This window comes from Chloracidobacterium sp. (assembly GCA_016720705.1).
Classification (GTDB): domain Bacteria; phylum Acidobacteriota; class Blastocatellia; order Pyrinomonadales; family Pyrinomonadaceae; genus OLB17.
In genome coordinates, this window is record JADKKB010000007.1 from 1,249,631 (window position 1) to 1,268,588 (window position 18,958).

Consider the following 18,958-nt stretch of genomic DNA (forward strand, 5'->3'; position numbering starts at 1 on the left):
ATCAAGTATTGATGACACCGTATCCTAACTTAATTTCTGACTCATTGCTAATTAGCGAAACCGTCTCGTTGCTGCGTTCCTTTGGCGGCAAGGCGTCTGCCGTCAGCGTAGTCGATTTCGTAATGCGGATCAGGAAGCCCGACCCAAATCTTGCAAAAATGCTGGTCGGTGATCTGATCGAACGTGACCCGCGGCTCTCTCTGAACGGCGATATGGTCGAACTCGAACTAGACGGGTTTGAAAATCGCGAGATCGCCACGACCGATTTTGTTGTATTTGACCTCGAGACAACGGGAGCAAAAGCTCCGCCGTGCCGCATAACTGAGATAGGAGCCTATCGCGTCCGCGACGGTAAGGTAACAGAGGAATTTCAGACGTTAGTCAATCCTGAAACTCCGATCCCGCCGTTTATCACAGGGCTGACCGGAATTAGCGATGATATGGTCAAGGACGCCCCGCTTTTTGCCGATGTCGTCCACGACTTTTTGAATTTTATCGGCGATTCAGTCTTGGTCGCTCACAATTCCGGATTCGATATGCGATTTTTGAATCACGAGATCGGACGGATCTTCGAAGACTATCGAATGGCTAATCCGTGCCTCTGTACGGTTCAGCTTTCGCGTAGATTGCTGCCGGACATCACTAATCACAAACTCAAAACGGTGGCGGAACACTATTCAATAGATCTCGTAAATCATCATCGGGCAAGTGCCGATGCTTTTGCGACGGCTCATATTTTTGTAAATCTTCTGACCCAGCTCAGTGATGATGGTGTCATAGACCTCGCGGCCGTTCGCGACCTCAGTAACAGAAAAATTAAATATGCTAGACCAACATAACCCAGAAGGGATAAATAATCAGGGCCTCGATATCCGGCCGACGCCTCGGACGGAGATGAATCTCTATCCGCTTGATAGTTTTCCATACGAATTTCCCGGAAATGAGATCTGGGTCGAATTTGATATGCCGGAATTTACCGCGATCTGTCCCTTCTCGGATTTTCCGGATTTTGGCGTTATCAGGCTCAAATACGTTCCGAACAAACTTTGTGTGGAGCTTAAAAGCCTGAAGCTGTATATCAACTCATTCCGAAACGTCAAGATATTTCACGAACACGTCGTCAACGTGATATTGCAGGATTTCGTCGCTGCCTGCGATCCGCTACGGGTGGAGATCGAGGGTGATTATCACGTTCGCGGCAATATAAAAACCGTCGTACGCTCAAGTTACACAAGGCAGGACTAATGATCCGACGCTGATTTTTGGAGTGGAACGTGACGAGTGCAAGCGGTTTCGACACGGCTTACCACGTCCGTGCGAACAGTTTCCTCGTCGGTCAGATTTGCGTTTGTGATCTCAGAAACGATCAGGAATTTGGCCTTTTCGAGTAGCGTTTGTTCACGAAATGACAAACGCTTTTCGTGGCTCAGATACGTCAATTGCTTGAGCACGTCAGCCGTTGCAAAGATGTCGCCTGACTGGAGTTTATCCATAAACGCCCGTGAGCGCGTTTTCCAGTTGCAGGTCACCTCTTCGAAATCCTCGGACAAACGTCGGATCAATCGGCGGCATTCATTCGAAGTAATGATCGGTCTGATTCCAACACTTCCGGCATTTGCGGTCGGCACACAGATGGTCGAATTGTCACCGATCACCCGTAAGAGATATACGCTTACCGACCCGTTTCCGATCACACGCGTGTTGATCGACTCAACGAGGCAGACGCCTTGCCCGGGGTAAGCCACTTTCTGGCCGATTTCGAGTTCCATGGCCATATTCTCCCTGGATTGAAAGGTGAGATGCCGTCGCGAATGCGAGGCCTGAGCAAAGCCGTGCCTTCTGCGATAATTATCATTCAATATATCGCTAGTATAGCACGTTTGGAGCGGTTTTGAACAAACTTTTTTGAGGAGCCCCAAACTCAGTTTGACGGCAGTTCAATACTGAAGGTGGTGCCCTCGCTGAGCGTGGAGGTCACCGAAACTTCGCCACCCTGGAGGCGTCCGAGATGCTTGACGATCGCCAATCCGAGGCCTGTACCGCCGATCTCACGCGAACGCGCCCGATCGACACGATAAAAGCGTTCGAATATTCGGATCAGGTGTTCCGGCATTATGCCTTCCCCCGTGTCCTTAACGTTGATCACATCGACGCCGTCCGCAGACTCAAAGGTTAACGTTACCGAACCGCCGCGACGGTTAAATTTGATCGCGTTGTCGATAAGATTGATCAGCATCTGCTCGAGGCGCTTGCGGTCCGCCAGTACCAGCGTATCAACCGGTAGCAGATCGATGAGTTCAACCCCGAATTTGGCCGCGTTACCCGCCAAGTTGGTGCATATTTCGGACGTCATTTCAGCAACTCGGATCGGCCGTTTCTCGATCATCACTTTGCCGGATTCGATCATTGATAGCTCTAAAATGTCCGCGATCAAGTTGTTCATACGCTCGGCATTGCGGCGGATGATACTTAAGAAACGACGACTATTTTCGACATCGGCTAGAGCGCCATCCTCGAGGGTCTCGACAAATGCCAGGATCGAAGTCAGCGGCGTACGCAACTCGTGTGAGATATTGGACAAAAATTCTTGGCGAACCGACTCGAGCCATTCGATCTGCGTTTTGTCGTAGAAAAAACCGACCGCCTGCCGCCGTCCGTCGATCTCGAGCGGGGCGATGTGTACGTCAAATATTCGTCGTTCGGCTCCGATCAGTTCGAGGTGAACGTCCGAAGAATGCTGTTTGGCGATCGCTCGTCGATACGCCTCGTGGATGTCAAAATCGCGTATGACCTCACTTAATCGGCGTTGTTTGAGCCCGATGTTTTGCCGGCCGAAGACCAACAGGGCAGAGTCGTTGCAGTTCGTGATCCGCAATTCGCCGTCAACGATCAGGACGCATTCGCGCGTAGTGTCGATCAATTTTTGAAGAATTTCTGACGAATCCGACTGAGAGATCGCAGCCTCTATTTTGCCTTCGTTCATTTGCATCCGATGAATCGGTAACCTGTGCCGACGACAGTTTCAACGCATCCGCCGCAATCGCCTAACTTCTGCCGCAGTCGCCTAATATGGACGTCCAGTGTTCGCGTATCGCCAAAATAGCTGTAGCCCCAGACAGTGTCGAGCAACTGTTGGCGCGAAGCGACGCGGCCGGTGTTTTTGATCAGATGCTCAAACACGCCAAACTCCTTACGCGTAAGTTTGACCTCCGCTTTGTCACAAGTAACCCGCATATCCGCAAAATCGACCGTCAGACGATCATCCGAATACTTTGGCGTTGATTCTTTTTCGGCACGACGCAGCACGGCGCGGATACGGGCGATGACCTCTTTGATCGAAAACGGTTTGACGATGTAATCGTCGGCTCCAATATCGAGCCCCGCGATCTTGTCGCCCTCGGAGGCTTTGGCTGTAAGCATTATGATCGGCGTTTTTTCGGTTATCGGCTCACGCCGCAGACGGCGGCAGAGCTCCATTCCGGTCATTCCCGGCAACATCAGATCGAGTATGATCAACGACGGAGCCTGGCTTTGGTCGATTGCAAGCCGCAGACCTTTTTCACCCGACTCTGCCACCGTCGGCCGAAAGCCCTCACGCTTTAAGTTATATTGCAGACTCTCGGCAATATCAGCATCATCTTCGACGATCAGAATGGTTTGCATCTTACTTGTAGATCCTATTCGATTTGCGGACTATCGGCTTTATCGTATGCTGCCGCCGTGAATAAAGTATGAACAGAATGTTATCAAGATGTTAAATGTTATCGTCCCATCAATTCCTTTGGCCGTATGACCCGGATCAGATGACCGCAACCGTCAGTCATCTGAGCCCAATCTTGGATATCCAGCTCGATCGCGGCAAGGGCGGCGGTCGGCATCGGTTCAAGGCCGCCGGTCAGGTGATAGATCAGGCCTTCGATGCCTGGATTATGTCCGATGATCATCGCTGACTTGAAACCGATATCTATCGCCGAGATGATCTCAGCAAGTTGCCCGGTGCCAGCCTCATAAATCCCGCTTTCGTATACGATCCGATCACCGAAATGAGCGGCGTCGCAAACCAGATCAGCGGTCGATCTTGCCCTCACGGCGGTCGAAGAAATGATCGTATCCGGCAAGAGACCCCATTCAGCGAGGTGGCCGCCCACAAACGCCGCGGCCGCCCGACCGCGGTCATTCAGCGGACGATCAAAGTCCGCGAGGCGGGCATCAACCCAACTCGATTTGGCGTGACGCAGTAGATACAGATTTTTCATCGTAGATCGCAACCAATTTTAGACCAAACCGAGAATTATCGCCACAACTGCTCGATGAGTTTCAGAAACTCACCGAATCGCCGTGGCCATCGCCGGCTACCGATCATTGTCCGCAATCTGCGCTTTCGTGCAAAGTCCCAACCCGAACGACATAGATAGTCGTTCAAGACACAGATCAAGCGGAGCGTAGAATACTGCTATTCACAGGCTATTTTATAGATTCAACGACCTCGCTGTAAGAATGCTTTCGGTTACCCTTATTTATGGATTTCCGGCAAAAAAAGGGAGAACCAACAGCTCTGATCGTGGTTGATCAAATTGGAGTTGGTTCCCCGTTAGATGGGATGCTCGGAGGCCCGAAAGTGACGGGCCGCCGATCTAGTTGCACGCTGACTTACCTGACAAACGCGTTAGGTATCGGAGCATCGCCGGCGATGCCGAATGACTGTATCAGCGTGCCGCCAGTCGATTTGCTGACGAACCATTGAGCTCCCGGTTGACGAAAAACGCCGGCATCCGTTTTGCCGTCGCCGTCGTAGTCTCCCGGAACAGCGGTATCGCCATTTGCCCCGAACGGAAACGCGTAGTAAGTCGAATCTTCACTCCTCAGTACATTCCAGAACCCGGTTGAGGGCCGCCAGAATGCGACGTCTGCCTTACCGTCGCCGGTGAAATCGCCCGGGACAGCTTTGTCGGTCGAAGATCCGAATTGCGTCGCAAAGACGCTCGCATCCGAACTTCGCCGTATCCACCACTCGGCTCCATTCGCTCCGTTTGGCCTGAAGATCGCGATATCTGCTTTTCCATCGCCGTCATAATCGGCATTCACAGGTTTGTCGCCTGCGGCACCAAAACCGACGATGTCCGTCCCGCCCGATGATTTACTGATATACCACGTCAACGAGCTTTCCCTATACACGGCGGCGTCCGCATTTCCGTCGCCATCGTAATCCGCCGGTACAGGCACATCGCCGGTGGTCCCGAACGGAAACGCATAGAACGAAAAATCCTCGCTCCGCAAAATGAACCATTGGCCGGTCGAAGGCCGCCAAAACGCCACATCGGTCTTGCCGTCGCCCGTATAATCCGTCGGCACAAGTGTGTCTGTATTCGCCCCGAACTGCAGTGCAGCATTTCCGCCGGTCGAAGACTTCAACCACCACCACTCCGAAACCGCACCGTTCGGTCGGAAAATACCGATATCGGTCTTGCCGTCACCGTCGAAGTCAAACGGTGTCCGGCGGGCCGCCATTGCGACCGCGTTATATGAGTCCATCTTGCCGTAGCCCCACGTTGTATTCGGCACGGTCCCGGTAAACGCGTCCTGGCGGGCGGACCGCTGCAGGATGCTTTTGACCTGTGCAGCGTCGAGCCGCGGATTCTTTTCGAGCATCAGAGCGATCAAACCGGTCACTTGCGGCGCAGCGGCGCTGACCGCGTTGGCACGTCCGTAAAATGCGCCCCCGTCTTGGATCATATTGAACCTGAACGTCGCGAAGTACGAGGTCGGATTATAAACCGTAAAGACCGAGTCGCCGGGAGCCACCATATCGACGCCCAACCGCCCGTCAAAGGTCGGCCCGGTGCTACTCCCGCTCCAGATCTGGCCGATCGACCCTTGGCCGGTCAAGGATCTCGGGATAGCGTCGATGTCTGTCCAGTTCGTGCGGATCACATAGTCGCCGGGACAGATATTGTATTGTGCCGTCGCAGCATCCCAGATACTGCCCGGAAGCCCGTAGGTCAGAAAACTGTTGTCAGTATGAAAATCCGAAGGATTAAGCGTCGCGTCGAACCGTCCGGTCGAGGCAGTCGCTCCGATTAGGTTGATTGTGTACGTTCCCACCGGGCCGGTCAGCTGCACAAAGATCTCACGCTTGCCGTTATTCGATCCATAAAATACCTGGTTAGAACCTTGATGGTAGTAATTGAATGCTGCCGTCGTCTTAAAGTCGGACGCCGAATTTGTAGCGGGCGAACTATATGGCCCGAAATTGCCCGACGGCGTCTGAAATGAAACATCGAAGCGGTCAGCACCCGGATACCATAGATCAAAGAGCATCGTGCCTGCAACGTTTTTTTGTATCTGGATCGAAGATGTGCCGCCCTGCGTGACATTTCCGCCGGCACGGTTCACCTTGCCACCCTGGTCGCCCGGGCCCGTCACAAAAACTAGACCGGGTTTGCCCGGCCCAACAGTTGCGTCGATCTTGCGCGAAAGCGAGCTGCTGCCGTCGGTCGGCCCGCCGGTCGAACCGAGATTGAGCAGCATTACCGCGGGCTTATTGAGTTCGACAGATTTGTCCTTAACGAAATCTATGGCTACCGGATACGCAGTAGAGTCGTTAAATACAGGCTCAGCGGGCTCGCCACCGTGCGCCGGAGCCCCGTCGGATGTGACTTTTACGACGATGATCGTTGCGTTCGGTGCGATGCCTCGGTACTTGCCGAGTAGGCTGTTGCGCCCGTTTCCGGTCGCAATGCCCGCCGTTGTCGAACCGTGTCCCACCGCGTCGCGGGTCGCGAGCGTAGGCCCGCCATTCAGCGCCGCGTTGATCTGGGTTTCAGTATAGATCGTTCCCCGCCCGTAGGTATTGCCGGGTGCATTGGCACCGGTATTGTCCGAAAGGTCGAAAATGTATTTGATCCGGGTCGAACCATCCGGATTTCGAAAATCATTGTTTTTCCAGTCGATGCCGCGGTCGAGGATTGCCACAATGACGCCTTGCCCAGATACGCCGAACGTCGATGCCGCCAGATCGGTCCGTGATTCGGCCCGAGCGAGATCCATTGCCAACGAGGGCGATGTCCCGACCAAACACATCGCGACTATCGCGGCAAGCGCCGCCGCCCCGTTGAATCGTAGTGCCCCAAAAATAATATCGGCGATTCCGACGGATTCTCGATCGCTATTGCGTATTGTCATAAACTTTCTCCTGATATGTATTTTCCTAAGATATAATGACTCTGATCAATAATGCGATTTTTTTGGCTAAAATGTGACATATATTAAAAAGCCATTTAACCGGATCGATTTTTACGAGGGTCCGCAGTATCTGAATTATCCGTGTTACGACCAGTCAGGTAGGAATCGATCGGCCAATCGGAAGTGCTTTGCTAAATTGGCTTTGCATTGAGGATTATTAATATCCCTGACGGCTTAACGATCCTGAACTCCCACAATTCGCCCATTGATCGTGCGGTATCCACCATTCATTGAGTTAAGATTGTGCGTAACCTCACGCTCGGATTAGCATCAGATGGAGATGACGGCCCTTAACGCTGCTTTGCTGGTCAACCTGATCGGATTTACGGTCGGCGTGGCTCTGTATGCATTGATCGCGGCAATGGTCGTCATGCACCGGCCAAAAACGAGTTTGGCAAACGTCGATCTGCTTCTGCTGACGACGGCTGTACTGGGGCTTTTGTGGAATCTCGGCGAACTATATTCATTCATACAAAAGGATTTTGCCGCAGGCGGCATCTCGCCCTGGCTCGCCGCAGTCTCATTTTCGGCGCTTGGGTTTTTGCCGTCGGTGGTCGTCCATTCGGCGCAGGCCGACGACGAGGGCACACATTGGCTGACCTACGCTGCATACGGCCTGAGCACGGTCGCTGCAGCCCTGCATTTCTACTCGGCGGCGACGGCCAACGCGGTGCCGTCGGATCTAGCCCTACAGGCGCAAACCGTCGGAGCGGTGGCTCTGGCGATCGGGCTCTTGCTCTTCAATCTCAAGCAGACGCTCGAGAAAAAGACCATTTGGGCGAGTGCTCTGCTCGTTTTCGCAGTCTCGGCACTGCACCTGAGTGGCGAACGCGAGGGCAAGTCTTGGATGGTCGAACTCATTGCCCACCAGGCGTCACTGCCGCTTGCTCTGACGATACTTTATCAAAATTACCGCTTTGCCTTTGCCGACCTTTTCTTAAAACGGGCGATCTCGCTGATCCTTCTGGCCCTTACGGCATTCGGATTGTATGTGGCGGTCGCGGCACCTTTGCTGCGTTATCACGAGACACACGACCGCGACGATGCCTCCGCGATCAGCCTGATCCTAACGCTATGGATCGCGACGGCGCTCATTTATCCGCTACTTTATCGTCTGGCGACGTGGCTCGTTGATTCTGTCATTCTGCATCGCGCCGACTATGCCGAACTGCGTACCGGTATTGCCTCCGAGATCGAGACGATAGAATCGCCCGAGGCGATCCTTACTCACGTTTGCAACCGTATCGCCGGGGTTTTGACAGCTGGCACGTCGCGTTGGACACCATCGCTGGTCAAGGAATCTGACCTTGCCTTTGTCGATGTCGGTTTTTCGCCAAATGAAGCCCGCATCTTTGTTCCGACCGCGGAATCGCCGTTTTTCGAGGTCCGGCTGGGCGAATTTTATGGCGGCCGCCGCTTGCTCTCAGATGAGATCGCCACGCTCGAGGCCATCGCACTGATCACTGCCCGCCGCATCGATGCCCTGCGCGTGACCCACGAGCGTTACGAACAGCACTTTCGCCAGCAGGAGTTTGCCAAGCTCGCGGCCGAGGCTCAACTTACCGCACTCCGTGCGCAGGTCAATCCGCACTTCCTATTTAACTCGCTGACCACTATCGGCTATCTGATTAATGCCGATCCGGATCGGGCCTATGACACGCTGCTTCGGCTGACGCAGTTGTTGCGAGGCGTACTGAGTTCGAATAGCGAATTTTGCTCACTCGATGACGAAATGCGGCTGATCGAGAGCTATCTCGATATCGAGCGAGCCCGTTTTGAAGAAAAATTGACCGTTGACGTCGATGTTCCTGACGATCTGCGTCAGTTGGAGGTTCCGGCACTGATCCTGCAACCTCTGGTTGAAAACGCCGTGAAGCACGGGATCTCCGAAAACAAAAAGGGCGGTACGGTACGTATATCAGCACGACGCTTGGATAGAAACGGACATTTGGCATTCAAACTTACGGTTTGGGACTCGGGCGCCGGTAGTTGGAAACTAGATAGCCTTGATGCGGACGGAGTCGGCCTGCGTAACGTACGCGAGCGCCTCGCGTCCTATTACGGTAGTGACGCCAAGCTAGTATTTACTCGCAACGACGGTGCCGGCACGACGGTCGAGATCGAGCTGCCCTTGAAAGGAAGAAGCAGTAAGGAACAGGAGAATTAACCGCGGATAAACGCAATTGGACACAGATATCGAGCGAACCGGGCGAAATTTATCTGCGGTTTGTGCGTTCATCTGCAGTTTAATTTCCTCATACGATAATGAACAAGCTACGAGTAATAATTGCCGACGACGAACGGCCGGCACGGGAGTTTCTCAAATCGATCCTTCGCAAATTTGAGAATGTCGAGATCGTCGGCGAAGCCGAGAATGGCGCCGATGCGGTCGAATTGATCAAGTCCCTTAAGCCCGACCTCGCTCTCCTAGATCTCAAAATGCCCGAGATGTCCGGTATCGATGCCGTTCGGTTGCTTCGCAGATCACAGTTGCCACAGGTCGCCTTTGTTACTGCTCACGACGAATTTGCGGTACAGGCGTTTGAGCTGAACGCCGTCGATTATCTGCTCAAGCCGGTCGAGCATTTACGGCTCGCTGAGACCATCAAACGTGCTGTAGAGCGGCTCGAACGCGACGACTGGCGCTCAGTCGAGTCGGAAAAGCTAAGGCGTGTGGCAGACGTTTACGACGATGCCGGACGCCGCGAACTGATCGACCGGATCCCTGTCAGGCAGCGTGACGAGATATTGCTGGTACCGGTCCGTGAGGTCGCGGCGATCGTAGCGGACGGCGAACTGCTCCACATTACGACCGTCGCCCGTAAAAAGTACGTCATTAATTATCGTCTCAAGGATCTCGAACTTCGCCTCGACCCGAGCGATTTCGTTCGCCTTTCACGCGGAACGATCGTCAACCTCTCGATGATCACCACCATTCATCCGATGCCCGGCGGCACCTATCTTGTCACACTCAAAAACGGTGAACAACATTCGTCGAGCCGCCTGCAGTCAAGGATACTGCGCGACCGTCTACTCCATATTTGACCGCTCGTTGGCCGCATTCGCCCATTCATTGAAAACATATCGAAACGCCCTGTTTATCTGCCGTAAACTTAAAGTGTATTAATTTGTTTACGTATCGATATCGCAATGAATAAATATCTCTTCTCGATAATATTATTGGCTACCCTCGCTGTTGTGGGTTTTGCACAAACACCCGGTAAGATCACGGGCACGGTCAGTTTTGGCGATGACAAGGCGGTGATCCATCAGGTGGCCGTTAAGGTCGTCGAACTTAACAAAACCGCCTTGACCGACGATCTGGGGGGTTACACGTTTGCAAACGTACCGCCAGGAACCTATCGCGTTACCACGCATCTCGAAGGCTTTGCAGACGCCACGCGCTCGGTAACTGTAACCGGCGGAGCGACTGCGTCGGCTGATTTTGAGCTTAAACTTTCCGGCATTAACGCGGAGGTCACGGTGACCGCAAGCGGCACGGCGCAGAGTACATTTGAGGCGATCGAGACGGTCAGCACGATCGACACGACCCAGCTCATATCGCGTGCGGCAGTCAGTTTGGGTGACGCACTAGGAGGCGAGTCGGGCGTTGCCAAACGATCGTCAGGGCCGGGATCTTCGCGTCCGGTCATTCGCGGCTTTGACGGCGATCGGGTTCTCGTTTCAAATGACGGCGTCCGCAACGGTTCGCTCGCGTCGCAGTCGGGCGACCACGCTGAACCGGTCGATACACTCTCAGTCGACCGAATTGAGGTGGTCAAGGGCCCGGCGACGCTACTCTACGGCAGTAACGCCATCGGCGGCGTCGTAAACGCGATCAGCGGCCACGACGAAGGCTCACATCCCGGGTTGCGAATTGTATTGTCGTCGACTGGAGGCTCCAATAGCGGTCAGGCATCTGTCGCCGGCGGTGTCGAGTACGGCATCAACAACTGGATGTTTTGGGGAAATACGAGTGCCCAGCGAACCGGCGACTACACCGCCGGCGGAAATTTTGGCAAGGTGCTCAACACCTCGACGCGAAATGTGACGGCAAGCACCGGATTTGGATACTTTGGTCAGAAGGCATTTTTTAATACCAACTACAGCTATTTTCAGAGCAAGTACGGCGTGCCGCTCGATCCTGACGATCCGGTCCGAAGGTCGATCGATATGCACCGTAATGATCTGAGATTCAATTTCGGTTACAAAGATCCGGCCTGGATCGTGACCGGCATAAAGTTTACGTTCGACGTCAGCCGATATCAGCATCAGGAACTCGAGGAAGACGTCGTCGGCACGACATTCACGAATGATGTTTACTCATATCGCGGTATGTTCGAGCAAAGAGCCGTGGGCAAGTGGAGCGGACGCTTTGGTGTTGACGGCTATAGCCGCGACTTTTCGACCGTCGGCGTTGAGACGCTGATCGACGGGCCGGTCAAGCAAAATGCGTTCTCGGTGTTCTCGCTACAGGAGTTTAAGTTTGAACGGGTTAATTTTCAGGTCGGAGCACGCGTTGAGAATAACCGCTATGATCCGGTCAACGCCGCTCTGCCCAACCGCAGTTTCACGGGATTTTCCGGTGCCGCGGGAATGCGGATCGATCTTTGGAAAGGTGGTGCTTTTGTCGCCAACTACACTCACGCTACACGCGCTCCAGCGCTTGAGGAACTCTACAACGACGGCCCGCACGATGGTACGCTGACGTATGAGGTCGGCAACCCCGACTTGCGTGTTGAGACGAATGACGGAGTCGATTTTGCCCTTCGCCATCAGAGCGAACGGATCCGATCAGAGTTTAATTTCTATTATTACGATCTTAAAAACTTCGTATTTCTCGCGCCGACCGGAACCGTCGACCCCGACAGCGGATTGTCGATCGCTCGTTATCTACAGGGTAATAGCCGATTTATGGGCACTGAGTTTAGTCTCGATGCCACGGTCAACAAGTACGTCAATGTCTTTACCGGCCTTGATTACGTAAACGCTCAATTAAAAGATGGTCGACCCTTGCCGCGTATCGCTCCGCTTCGCGGACGCGTCGGGCTTGAACTAAGAATCAAGAACTTTAGCTTCCGGCCTGAGTTTGTGGCGGTAAGCAAGCAGGACCGTGTATTCGTCAACGAAACGCCGACCGCCGGTTACGGCACCGCTAATTTCACAGCAAATTATGTTGTTTCTAAAAAACACTTTGCCCATATTTTTTCGGTAAATGCCTTCAATCTCAACAATAAGCTCTACTTTAACCACATTTCCTTTATCAAGGACATCTCACCTGAGATCGGTCGAGGTGTACGAGTGAGTTACACGCTGCGGTACTTCTGATCCGTATTGTTCGATAAGACGAAGTGGCTCGGCATTACTAAGTGCCGGGCCATTCTTTTACTTTCAACCGACCAAGTGATCGGTCGATTCTGCCGGCCAAACGCCGCCGTCTGGTCTCGGAGTCACGAATCTACTAAAATCGTGTTTTCAGTACGACCAAGTAAGGAGATCTCGAATTATGCTAACTGAGACTTTAACATTTGAAACAGCGGGCGGGCCGACTACGGCATTTGTGGCGATGCCCGACGGCGAAACGGGACAGGCGGTATTACTCATTCACGAGTGGTGGGGACTAAACCAACATATTAAGGACATTGCCGGGCGGTACGCGGCCGAGGGCTTTATAGCCATAGCACCTGACCTGTATCGAGGCTCGGTAGCGACAAATCCCGAGGACGCTTCGAAAATGATGCACGCTCTCGCGATCGAGGATGGACTCGACACCATTCAAAATACGATCGGTGCGGCAAGCATCCGCTACGGCATATCGCATTTTGGGATCTCCGGCTATTGCATGGGCGGGACGTTCGCCCTACGGGCCGCCTGCGAGGTCGAGGGCATCAGTGCCGCTGCTCCGTTTTACGGCGATGTTCCGGAAGACGACGTTTTGCAGAGACTGACGACGCCGACCATATTCGTCTCCGGCACCCGCGACGCGTGGATCAATACCGAAAAGGTCGCAGCACTCGAGGATGCCGTCGAGCGTTTCGAACTGCCGTTGACGTCCGTCAAATACGATGCTGACCACGCGTTTTTTAACGACACTCGGCCCGATGTCTATGACGAAACGTCGGCCCGGGACGCCTGGGCACTGGTCACTGGTTTTTTTCGCGACAAACTCTAAAAACGACTAACCGCACAAATTACACAGAAAGGCCGGCGGCTTGATACAGCACGTGCCGGCCTTTACATTTGATTTTTCGGCACTATAAACGCCGCGACGACTCCGCCTGCAACGACGGCATAAATTGCGGTGCTGCACCGGTCTTGCGTGATTGTTTTTGCCGGTACATCTTGGCATCCGCCGCCTCGATCGTCGCCTCGAGCCGCGATACATCGTCAAAGTTTTCGAACGCGTGTGATACGGCTATCGTCAGCGGATGATTGACGCCGTCAATACGTAAATTTGTCAGCATCGCCTCCATCCGCGAAACCCTCTTGTAGGCAGACTCAGCATCGAGGCCGACCATAATTATGAAAAACTCATCGCCGCCCCAGCGAAATATCAGGTCGTCGGCGCGTATGATCTCGCGGATCGCCCGCACCACGGCCCTGATCGCGATGTCGCCGACGGCGTGGCCGTACATATCGTTTATGACCTTAAGATCGTCGATGTCAAAAAAGCCGACGCTACCTGATGCACTGGCTCCATTTGTCCCGTGACGCTTTAAGTAGCCGTGAAAGGCGTGACGATTGAGCGCGGTGGTCAATGGGTCGATGTGAGCTAATTCCTCTAGTTTTTCGTGGGCTTTTCGCAGTTTTTCGTTGGCGATCTTGGCGTCGGAAAGCACGAGTTCAAGCAGAATTATCACCATTCCGAAACCAAGCAGGATCTGTAGGACGAGATCGATGATCGAATTGAACATCAGATACTCTGCCGGAAAATCGTAAAACTGCCTGACCATAAAGACCGCAAAATATTGGACAAAATCGACGATCAGCAACGCCAGTGCAAGCATCATCACTCGCCATCCAAAGGTACGTATCTTGGCACGCCACAGTTCGACGATCGCAACGGTAAAGAACGCCGCGATTATCAGGGAATGCAGATTATAGACAAGATTAAAATCTGTCGCGACAAATGGCAGGCTAAAGGCGATGATGATGAACGGCAGCAACAGGATCTCCTGACGGATCGGCATTTCGCCGTTGTCGCCAAGGCTGCGGCAACCCGCTACAAGCAGAAACCCGAATATGTACTCAGTCAGGAAATAGAAGCTAAATAATTGAGTTGAATACTCATCGTAACTAAACGCGAGGCGCAGACAAAACAATGCAAATGACAGGAAAAGCCAGGCGTGGGTCCAATGCTTGAGCGCGACCACCTTGAGCGACCGGCGCAGGAAAAGCGTCAGTAGCGTGATTAGCGAAACGCCGGCTATTTGGATAATTAGACCTATTTTAGAGTCCATACGAATCAGGCAATAGCGAGACGATTGTGGAAAGGAGGGTAGAATGTTCTAGCAAAGAGACAGTACGGGATAAAGGATTCCCGTACTACGAGTTTAGTATAAACATTGTTTAATGTCTATACATTTTTTTGTAGGAATTCGGCAAGTTCAGTGGCCGTAGGCAGTGCCGTCCGGGCTCCGAGCGACCGACATTTAAGGGCCGCGACGGCATTTGCCATAAGGGCAGATCCTTCGACGTCGGCTCCCGAGAGCAGTCCATAGAGCAAACCGACTCGAAATGCGTCGCCGGCACCGGTCGTGTCCTGACACCCGCCTGGTACGCAAAAGCCTTCGGTTTCAACAAAGCGGTCACCGCACCGTATCAGCGAACCGCTTGCGCCAAGTGTAACGCCCGCAACCCGGCAACCAAATCGTGACTGCATCTCGATGATCGCAGCCCGCGGATCGCTAATGCCGAGAAACCGCGCCGGAAACTCCGCCGAAGAAATAAGGATATCGACATTGGACAAAACGTCCTCGACACCGTCAAAAATATTATCGATGTCTATCGAAACTACCGTACCCTCGGCACGTGCGGCCTTTGCCATACGAAGGCACGCCGCCGTATCGTGCGGAGTAAAGTGCAGCACTCTGGCCATTGCGGCGGTTTCCATCGGTGCATCGGCGGCGGAATATGCGAGGCGGGCGTCACGCTGCCAAATGACGGTGCGTTCGCCGGTTCGCTCATCGATGATGATGAAGGCGATCTGAGTTTTCGCTTCGGCGATACGTTCGGCAAATCGCATATCCACGCCATCGTCGGTCAACGACGACCAACCGAGGGTACCGGCATCATCTGCGCCGAAGCGGCCCACGTAAACGGTCGAGAGTCCGAGACGGGACAGTCCGGCCATCGTCGTCGCGACTTCGCCGCCGGCGGCACGGACGTATTCGGTCAGTTCGACCTTAGAATCGTATGCCGGATATTCGGGAACCCTTATTAGAAAATCAACGGCATTTGTTCCAAATCCGACGCAGTCGAGTTCGGTATCGGTTCGCAGTTCGAATGGAAAATTCATAATTGTGGCTGACCCCAAAGGCAGGAAATAAAGATCTACTTATTTTTCCCTTTCGATTCTTGCCAAGTTTACACCTGACAGGATAGATTTATTAAAGGATATCAACTTAGTTTGATATTCGACCACTATTCCACAAAGACTATTTATTTTTCGGAGATACTCAAGATGCCTACCTCGAACTGTCCAGAATGTAGCGAAGACGTTTACGTTGACGCAGAATGCGAACAGGGTGACGTTGTTTCGTGTGACGAATGCGGCGCCAAACTGATCGTGGTCGGCCTGGATCCCATCGAACTTGACCTCCAGACCGATGAGGACGGCGACTCTAAGCGGTCCGATGATTTTTCGGAATACGGGTACGACGACGATCATTATTGATCCTGCGGCCATCGATCCGCACGATTTCCGCCTCGGTCAAGATGACCGATTTCCCGCTCAAATTGCGGTCAGATAGAACGACCGTTTGACCTGCCCACACCCTAACAGTTTTCACAAAACCCAATAATACCGGTGTTTACGCTTGAGTTCCGCGATTGGCACGGTACTTGAATATAAGTTAGCCGAGGTGTGTCGACCGCTTACCTCATTTGCGGAAGATATGTTGATCTGCTTGAACCTCCCCCCTTTCAAGCGGCCCGCAGCGAAACGTCATGAGATTTTCTGATCTAAAAAAGCTAAACCCAATCTAGAGAGTAATGTGGCTCGTGACTATGTCACTCGCAATTGCTGCCGTCGGTGCGTCAGTGTGTTACATTTCACAGTTTTCGGGTCAGAAGATCGTCGTTTTGCTGTCCGCCATCTTTGTAACATTGATCGCTTCAAAGTATGAGTTGCGGCTGCCAAAAACGTCCATCGAGATCGCATTGGGTGACATCATTGTGATCTGGGGCGTATTTTGGCTTGGGGTAAGCGGCGGCGTCCTGCTCGGCGCCGCCGCTTCGATCGCCAGAGCCATGCGCGACGGTAAATTCACGCTTCGTGGCAAACTTGCTGCGGCGTCCGGAACGCTTGCGGCGGTCGCCGCCGGAACGTCATATTATTATGTCTACGGTATCGACCTTTATCGCGAAGAGCATCTGTACACGGTCGGGAATCAGGACACGATCATAGTGGGTGCGATACTGATGACCCTGGTTATCGCGATCGCACGATATGCTTTTGGGCCGATCACTGCAATGTCTGACCTCGACAGCTCTCTTCGTCACCCCGCCGAAAACGACATACGGCGGCGGGCTATCGAGGTAATTCCGGTATTTGTGCTTTCCGTCACGCTTGTCGAATTGTTTTCATATTTTGGGCTGGCATTTGGCTTTGTGGCACTGCCGTGTTCGATACTGGCGGTACTTTCATACCGCGTGCATCTCAATAGCCTCGCCCAAAAGACCTCGCAGATATTGGAAGCAAGCCGCATCCAACTCGCAACGGTCGAGGCTCTGGCCACCGCGATCGACGCTCGAGACCGGATAGGTAGCGGACATGTCCGCCGGACCCAGATATATGCCGTCGGGCTTGGCAAAGCATTGGGACTCGGCGAAAACGCGATCGATGCACTTCGATCGGGTGCCCTGCTGCACGATATTGGAAAGTTAGCCGTGCCGGACCATATCTTGAGTAAACCCGGACCATTGACCGCCGCCGAACTCGAAAAAACCAAGGTCCATTCGCTCGTCGGTGCGTCTATTTTGGAAAACGTCGGCTTTAATTATCCCGTCGTGCCGACCGTACGCCATCACCACGAACGCTGGGACGGGTCGGGCTATCCGGATGGCCTGATCGGCGAGAGCATTCCAAAAACTGCCCGCATACTGGCCGTTGCCGATACATATGACTCGCTCCGCAGTGATCAATCATTCCGCGATGCGAAGTCGGCTGACGAGGCCCGGGAAATATTACAGCAAGGTGCCGGAATAAAGTTTGACCCGAATATTGTAAGCGTTTTTTTGAAACGGCTCGCTGGCTTTGAGGCCGAACTTGATGCTCTGGGACTGGCGTACAAGTCTGAATCGAAACGATCGGAAGATGCGGTTGCGCACGAATCGAAAGGCTATCTCGAACAGATCAAGTTGGCCAACAAGGAGGTTTTCACGCTTTACGAGATGGCTCGCGAATTCAGTTCCTCGGCCAATCTGGGTGAAATGCTCACCCTATTTTCGGATCGTATTCGACAACTCGTCCCGTTCGACACGTGCGTTGTATATCTGCTCGACACAACAAAGCGCTCCGCAACCGCGGCGCACGTCGCGGGCGAGAATGCAGAATTTCTTTCGGACAAGCATATCAAGGTGGGCAAAGGCGCGACCGGTATGGCACTTAAACGCCGTCAAATGGTCAAAAACGTAAATCCGGACCTTGATTTTTCGATCTCACATCTCGAATTGATCCAACAGTATTCGACGATGGCCGCTCTGCCGCTGATCGCTGATGGTGAGCTCGTCGGTGCCGTGTCGATCTATTCGAACGATCTGGAGGAGTATGATGACGAACACCTACGAGTGCTCGAGACCGTGTCGCGGATCGCAGCCGAGGCGATAGGAAAATCACAGGACCACGCCGAGGCAAAGGCCAACGCGCTGACCGACCCGATGACCGGCTTGCCCAATGCGCGCAGCCTGCAGCTTCAATTTGAAAAAGAAGTCGGCCGTTCGAGCCGTTCGGGGAATACCTTTCAGGTCTTGGTTATGGACCTCGACGGCTTTAAGGCGGTCAATGACAATTTCGGACACATCACCGGTGACGAGATGCTCCGTGAGGTGGGTGCGGTCATTCAGGCTCAGCTTCGCGACTACGATTTTTTAGCCAGATACGGCGGTGATGAGTTTGTCGCCCTTATACCTGATGCCGAATACTGCGATGTCAACGACCTGTGCCACAGGATCGAGGCGGCCGTCAATTCGTTCAAGCTACCGGTCAGCGAGGGCCTGTTTGCAACGGTCGGCATCAGTCTTGGATCGGCCGGTTATCCGACAAATGGCGGTGCATTTGACGCAGTGATCATCGCGGCAGACAAGGCGATGTACCGTCAAAAAGCGGCGCGTAAGAATAGTAAGTTCGGCCTTGATCGACACAGTCAGTTCGCCCTGTCAGATGCTCTTGACACTGAACCAAACACCCGCAACCCGCTGTTAGATGGTCCGTCCGGCGAAAGCTTCATCGTCGAACTCGACGAATCTCACGTCATTTCGACTGCGATAAATTAAA

At 53.4% G+C, this 18,958-nt stretch carries 15 protein-coding genes; 8 read left to right on the forward strand and 7 right to left on the reverse strand.

Annotated elements, in window-relative coordinates; all coding sequences use genetic code 11:
• The first annotated feature begins 8 nt into the window (after positions 1-8).
• Together IPQ00_12845 and queF are read left to right on the forward strand one after the other, a co-directional pair.
• Entirely contained in the window at positions 9-839 is an 831-nt protein-coding gene (locus tag IPQ00_12845; GenBank protein ID MBL0241447.1) for a hypothetical protein, read from the forward strand.
• 55 nt (positions 840-894) lie between these two features.
• A complete protein-coding gene (gene queF, locus IPQ00_12850; protein ID MBL0241448.1) occupies positions 895-1,245 on the forward strand; it encodes an NADPH-dependent 7-cyano-7-deazaguanine reductase QueF in 351 nt (116 codons plus the stop codon).
• Here queF and IPQ00_12855 read toward each other — a convergent pair.
• The 5 genes from IPQ00_12855 to IPQ00_12875 all read right to left on the reverse strand — a co-directional run bounded on the left by IPQ00_12855 (position 1,242) and on the right by IPQ00_12875 (position 7,182).
• Positions 1,242-1,769 (reverse strand): hypothetical protein, encoded by a 528-nt coding sequence (locus IPQ00_12855; GenBank protein ID MBL0241449.1) that lies wholly within the window; start codon positions 1,767-1,769, stop codon positions 1,242-1,244. The genes queF and IPQ00_12855 overlap by 4 nt on opposite strands.
• A gap of 152 nt (positions 1,770-1,921) precedes the next feature.
• A complete protein-coding gene (locus tag IPQ00_12860) occupies positions 1,922-2,983 on the reverse strand; it encodes a PAS domain-containing protein (GenBank protein MBL0241450.1) in 1,062 nt (353 codons plus the stop codon).
• Positions 2,980-3,663: a response regulator transcription factor gene (locus IPQ00_12865; protein ID MBL0241451.1), complete on the reverse strand. Its 684-nt coding sequence runs from the start codon at positions 3,661-3,663 to the stop codon at positions 2,980-2,982. The genes IPQ00_12860 and IPQ00_12865 overlap by 4 nt, the downstream gene beginning before the upstream one ends.
• 98 nt (positions 3,664-3,761) lie before the next feature.
• Positions 3,762-4,256, reverse strand: coding sequence for a histidine phosphatase family protein (locus tag IPQ00_12870; GenBank protein MBL0241452.1), 495 nt, complete (start codon positions 4,254-4,256; stop codon positions 3,762-3,764).
• Between the two features lie 394 nt (positions 4,257-4,650).
• Complete coding sequence (locus IPQ00_12875) at positions 4,651-7,182, reverse strand: S8 family serine peptidase (protein ID MBL0241453.1); 2,532 nt, start codon at positions 7,180-7,182, stop codon at positions 4,651-4,653.
• 340 nt (positions 7,183-7,522) lie between these two features.
• On the opposite strand from IPQ00_12875, the gene IPQ00_12880 reads away from it, so the two are divergent.
• From IPQ00_12880 to IPQ00_12895, 4 genes are all read left to right on the forward strand, one after another.
• Positions 7,523-9,409, forward strand: coding sequence for a histidine kinase (locus IPQ00_12880; protein ID MBL0241454.1), 1,887 nt, complete (start codon positions 7,523-7,525; stop codon positions 9,407-9,409).
• 98 nt (positions 9,410-9,507) lie between these two features.
• Positions 9,508-10,287: a response regulator transcription factor gene (locus tag IPQ00_12885; GenBank protein ID MBL0241455.1), complete on the forward strand. Its 780-nt coding sequence runs from the start codon at positions 9,508-9,510 to the stop codon at positions 10,285-10,287.
• Positions 10,288-10,392: 105 nt separating this feature from the next.
• Positions 10,393-12,570, forward strand: coding sequence for a TonB-dependent receptor (locus IPQ00_12890; protein ID MBL0241456.1), 2,178 nt, complete (start codon positions 10,393-10,395; stop codon positions 12,568-12,570).
• Positions 12,571-12,748: 178 nt separating this feature from the next.
• Complete coding sequence (locus tag IPQ00_12895) at positions 12,749-13,414, forward strand: dienelactone hydrolase family protein (protein MBL0241457.1); 666 nt, start codon at positions 12,749-12,751, stop codon at positions 13,412-13,414.
• Positions 13,415-13,496: 82 nt separating this feature from the next.
• Here the strand turns inward: IPQ00_12895 and IPQ00_12900 are convergent, their stop codons facing one another.
• Together IPQ00_12900 and IPQ00_12905 are read right to left on the reverse strand one after the other, a co-directional pair.
• The gene (locus IPQ00_12900) at positions 13,497-14,702 is read right to left on the reverse strand and encodes a GGDEF domain-containing protein (GenBank protein MBL0241458.1); all 1,206 of its coding nucleotides are present in this window, start codon (positions 14,700-14,702) and stop codon (positions 13,497-13,499) included.
• Positions 14,703-14,818: 116 nt separating this feature from the next.
• Complete coding sequence (locus tag IPQ00_12905; protein MBL0241459.1) at positions 14,819-15,760, reverse strand: ribokinase; 942 nt, start codon at positions 15,758-15,760, stop codon at positions 14,819-14,821.
• Positions 15,761-15,925: 165 nt separating this feature from the next.
• Here IPQ00_12905 and IPQ00_12910 point away from each other — a divergent pair, with 165 nt between their 5' ends.
• Both IPQ00_12910 and IPQ00_12915 read left to right on the forward strand, forming a co-directional pair.
• Positions 15,926-16,138, forward strand: coding sequence for a hypothetical protein (locus IPQ00_12910; GenBank protein MBL0241460.1), 213 nt, complete (start codon positions 15,926-15,928; stop codon positions 16,136-16,138).
• 332 nt (positions 16,139-16,470) lie between these two features.
• Positions 16,471-18,957: a diguanylate cyclase gene (locus IPQ00_12915; GenBank protein ID MBL0241461.1), complete on the forward strand. Its 2,487-nt coding sequence runs from the start codon at positions 16,471-16,473 to the stop codon at positions 18,955-18,957.
• The last annotated feature ends 1 nt before the right edge of the window (position 18,958 follow it).

Excerpts from the sequence above, each read along its gene's own strand:
- IPQ00_12870 (MBL0241452.1), bottom strand. The coding sequence starts at position 4,256 with ATGAAAAATCTGTATCTACTGCGTCACGCCAAATCGAGTTGGGTTGAT.
- IPQ00_12895 (MBL0241457.1), top strand. The coding sequence starts at position 12,749 with ATGCTAACTGAGACTTTAACATTTGAAACAGCGGGCGGGCCGACTACG.
- IPQ00_12865 (MBL0241451.1), bottom strand. The coding sequence starts at position 3,663 with ATGCAAACCATTCTGATCGTCGAAGATGATGCTGATATTGCCGAGAGT.
- IPQ00_12900 (MBL0241458.1), bottom strand. The coding sequence starts at position 14,702 with ATGGACTCTAAAATAGGTCTAATTATCCAAATAGCCGGCGTTTCGCTA.
- IPQ00_12910 (MBL0241460.1), top strand. The coding sequence starts at position 15,926 with ATGCCTACCTCGAACTGTCCAGAATGTAGCGAAGACGTTTACGTTGAC.
- queF (MBL0241448.1), top strand. The coding sequence starts at position 895 with ATGAATCTCTATCCGCTTGATAGTTTTCCATACGAATTTCCCGGAAAT.
- IPQ00_12880 (MBL0241454.1), top strand. The coding sequence starts at position 7,523 with ATGACGGCCCTTAACGCTGCTTTGCTGGTCAACCTGATCGGATTTACG.
- IPQ00_12915 (MBL0241461.1), top strand. The coding sequence starts at position 16,471 with ATGTCACTCGCAATTGCTGCCGTCGGTGCGTCAGTGTGTTACATTTCA.
- IPQ00_12890 (MBL0241456.1), top strand. The coding sequence starts at position 10,393 with ATGAATAAATATCTCTTCTCGATAATATTATTGGCTACCCTCGCTGTT.
- IPQ00_12905 (MBL0241459.1), bottom strand. The coding sequence starts at position 15,760 with ATGAATTTTCCATTCGAACTGCGAACCGATACCGAACTCGACTGCGTC.
- IPQ00_12875 (MBL0241453.1), bottom strand. The coding sequence starts at position 7,182 with ATGACAATACGCAATAGCGATCGAGAATCCGTCGGAATCGCCGATATT.
- IPQ00_12860 (MBL0241450.1), bottom strand. The coding sequence starts at position 2,983 with ATGAACGAAGGCAAAATAGAGGCTGCGATCTCTCAGTCGGATTCGTCA.
- IPQ00_12885 (MBL0241455.1), top strand. The coding sequence starts at position 9,508 with ATGAACAAGCTACGAGTAATAATTGCCGACGACGAACGGCCGGCACGG.
- IPQ00_12855 (MBL0241449.1), bottom strand. The coding sequence starts at position 1,769 with ATGGAACTCGAAATCGGCCAGAAAGTGGCTTACCCCGGGCAAGGCGTC.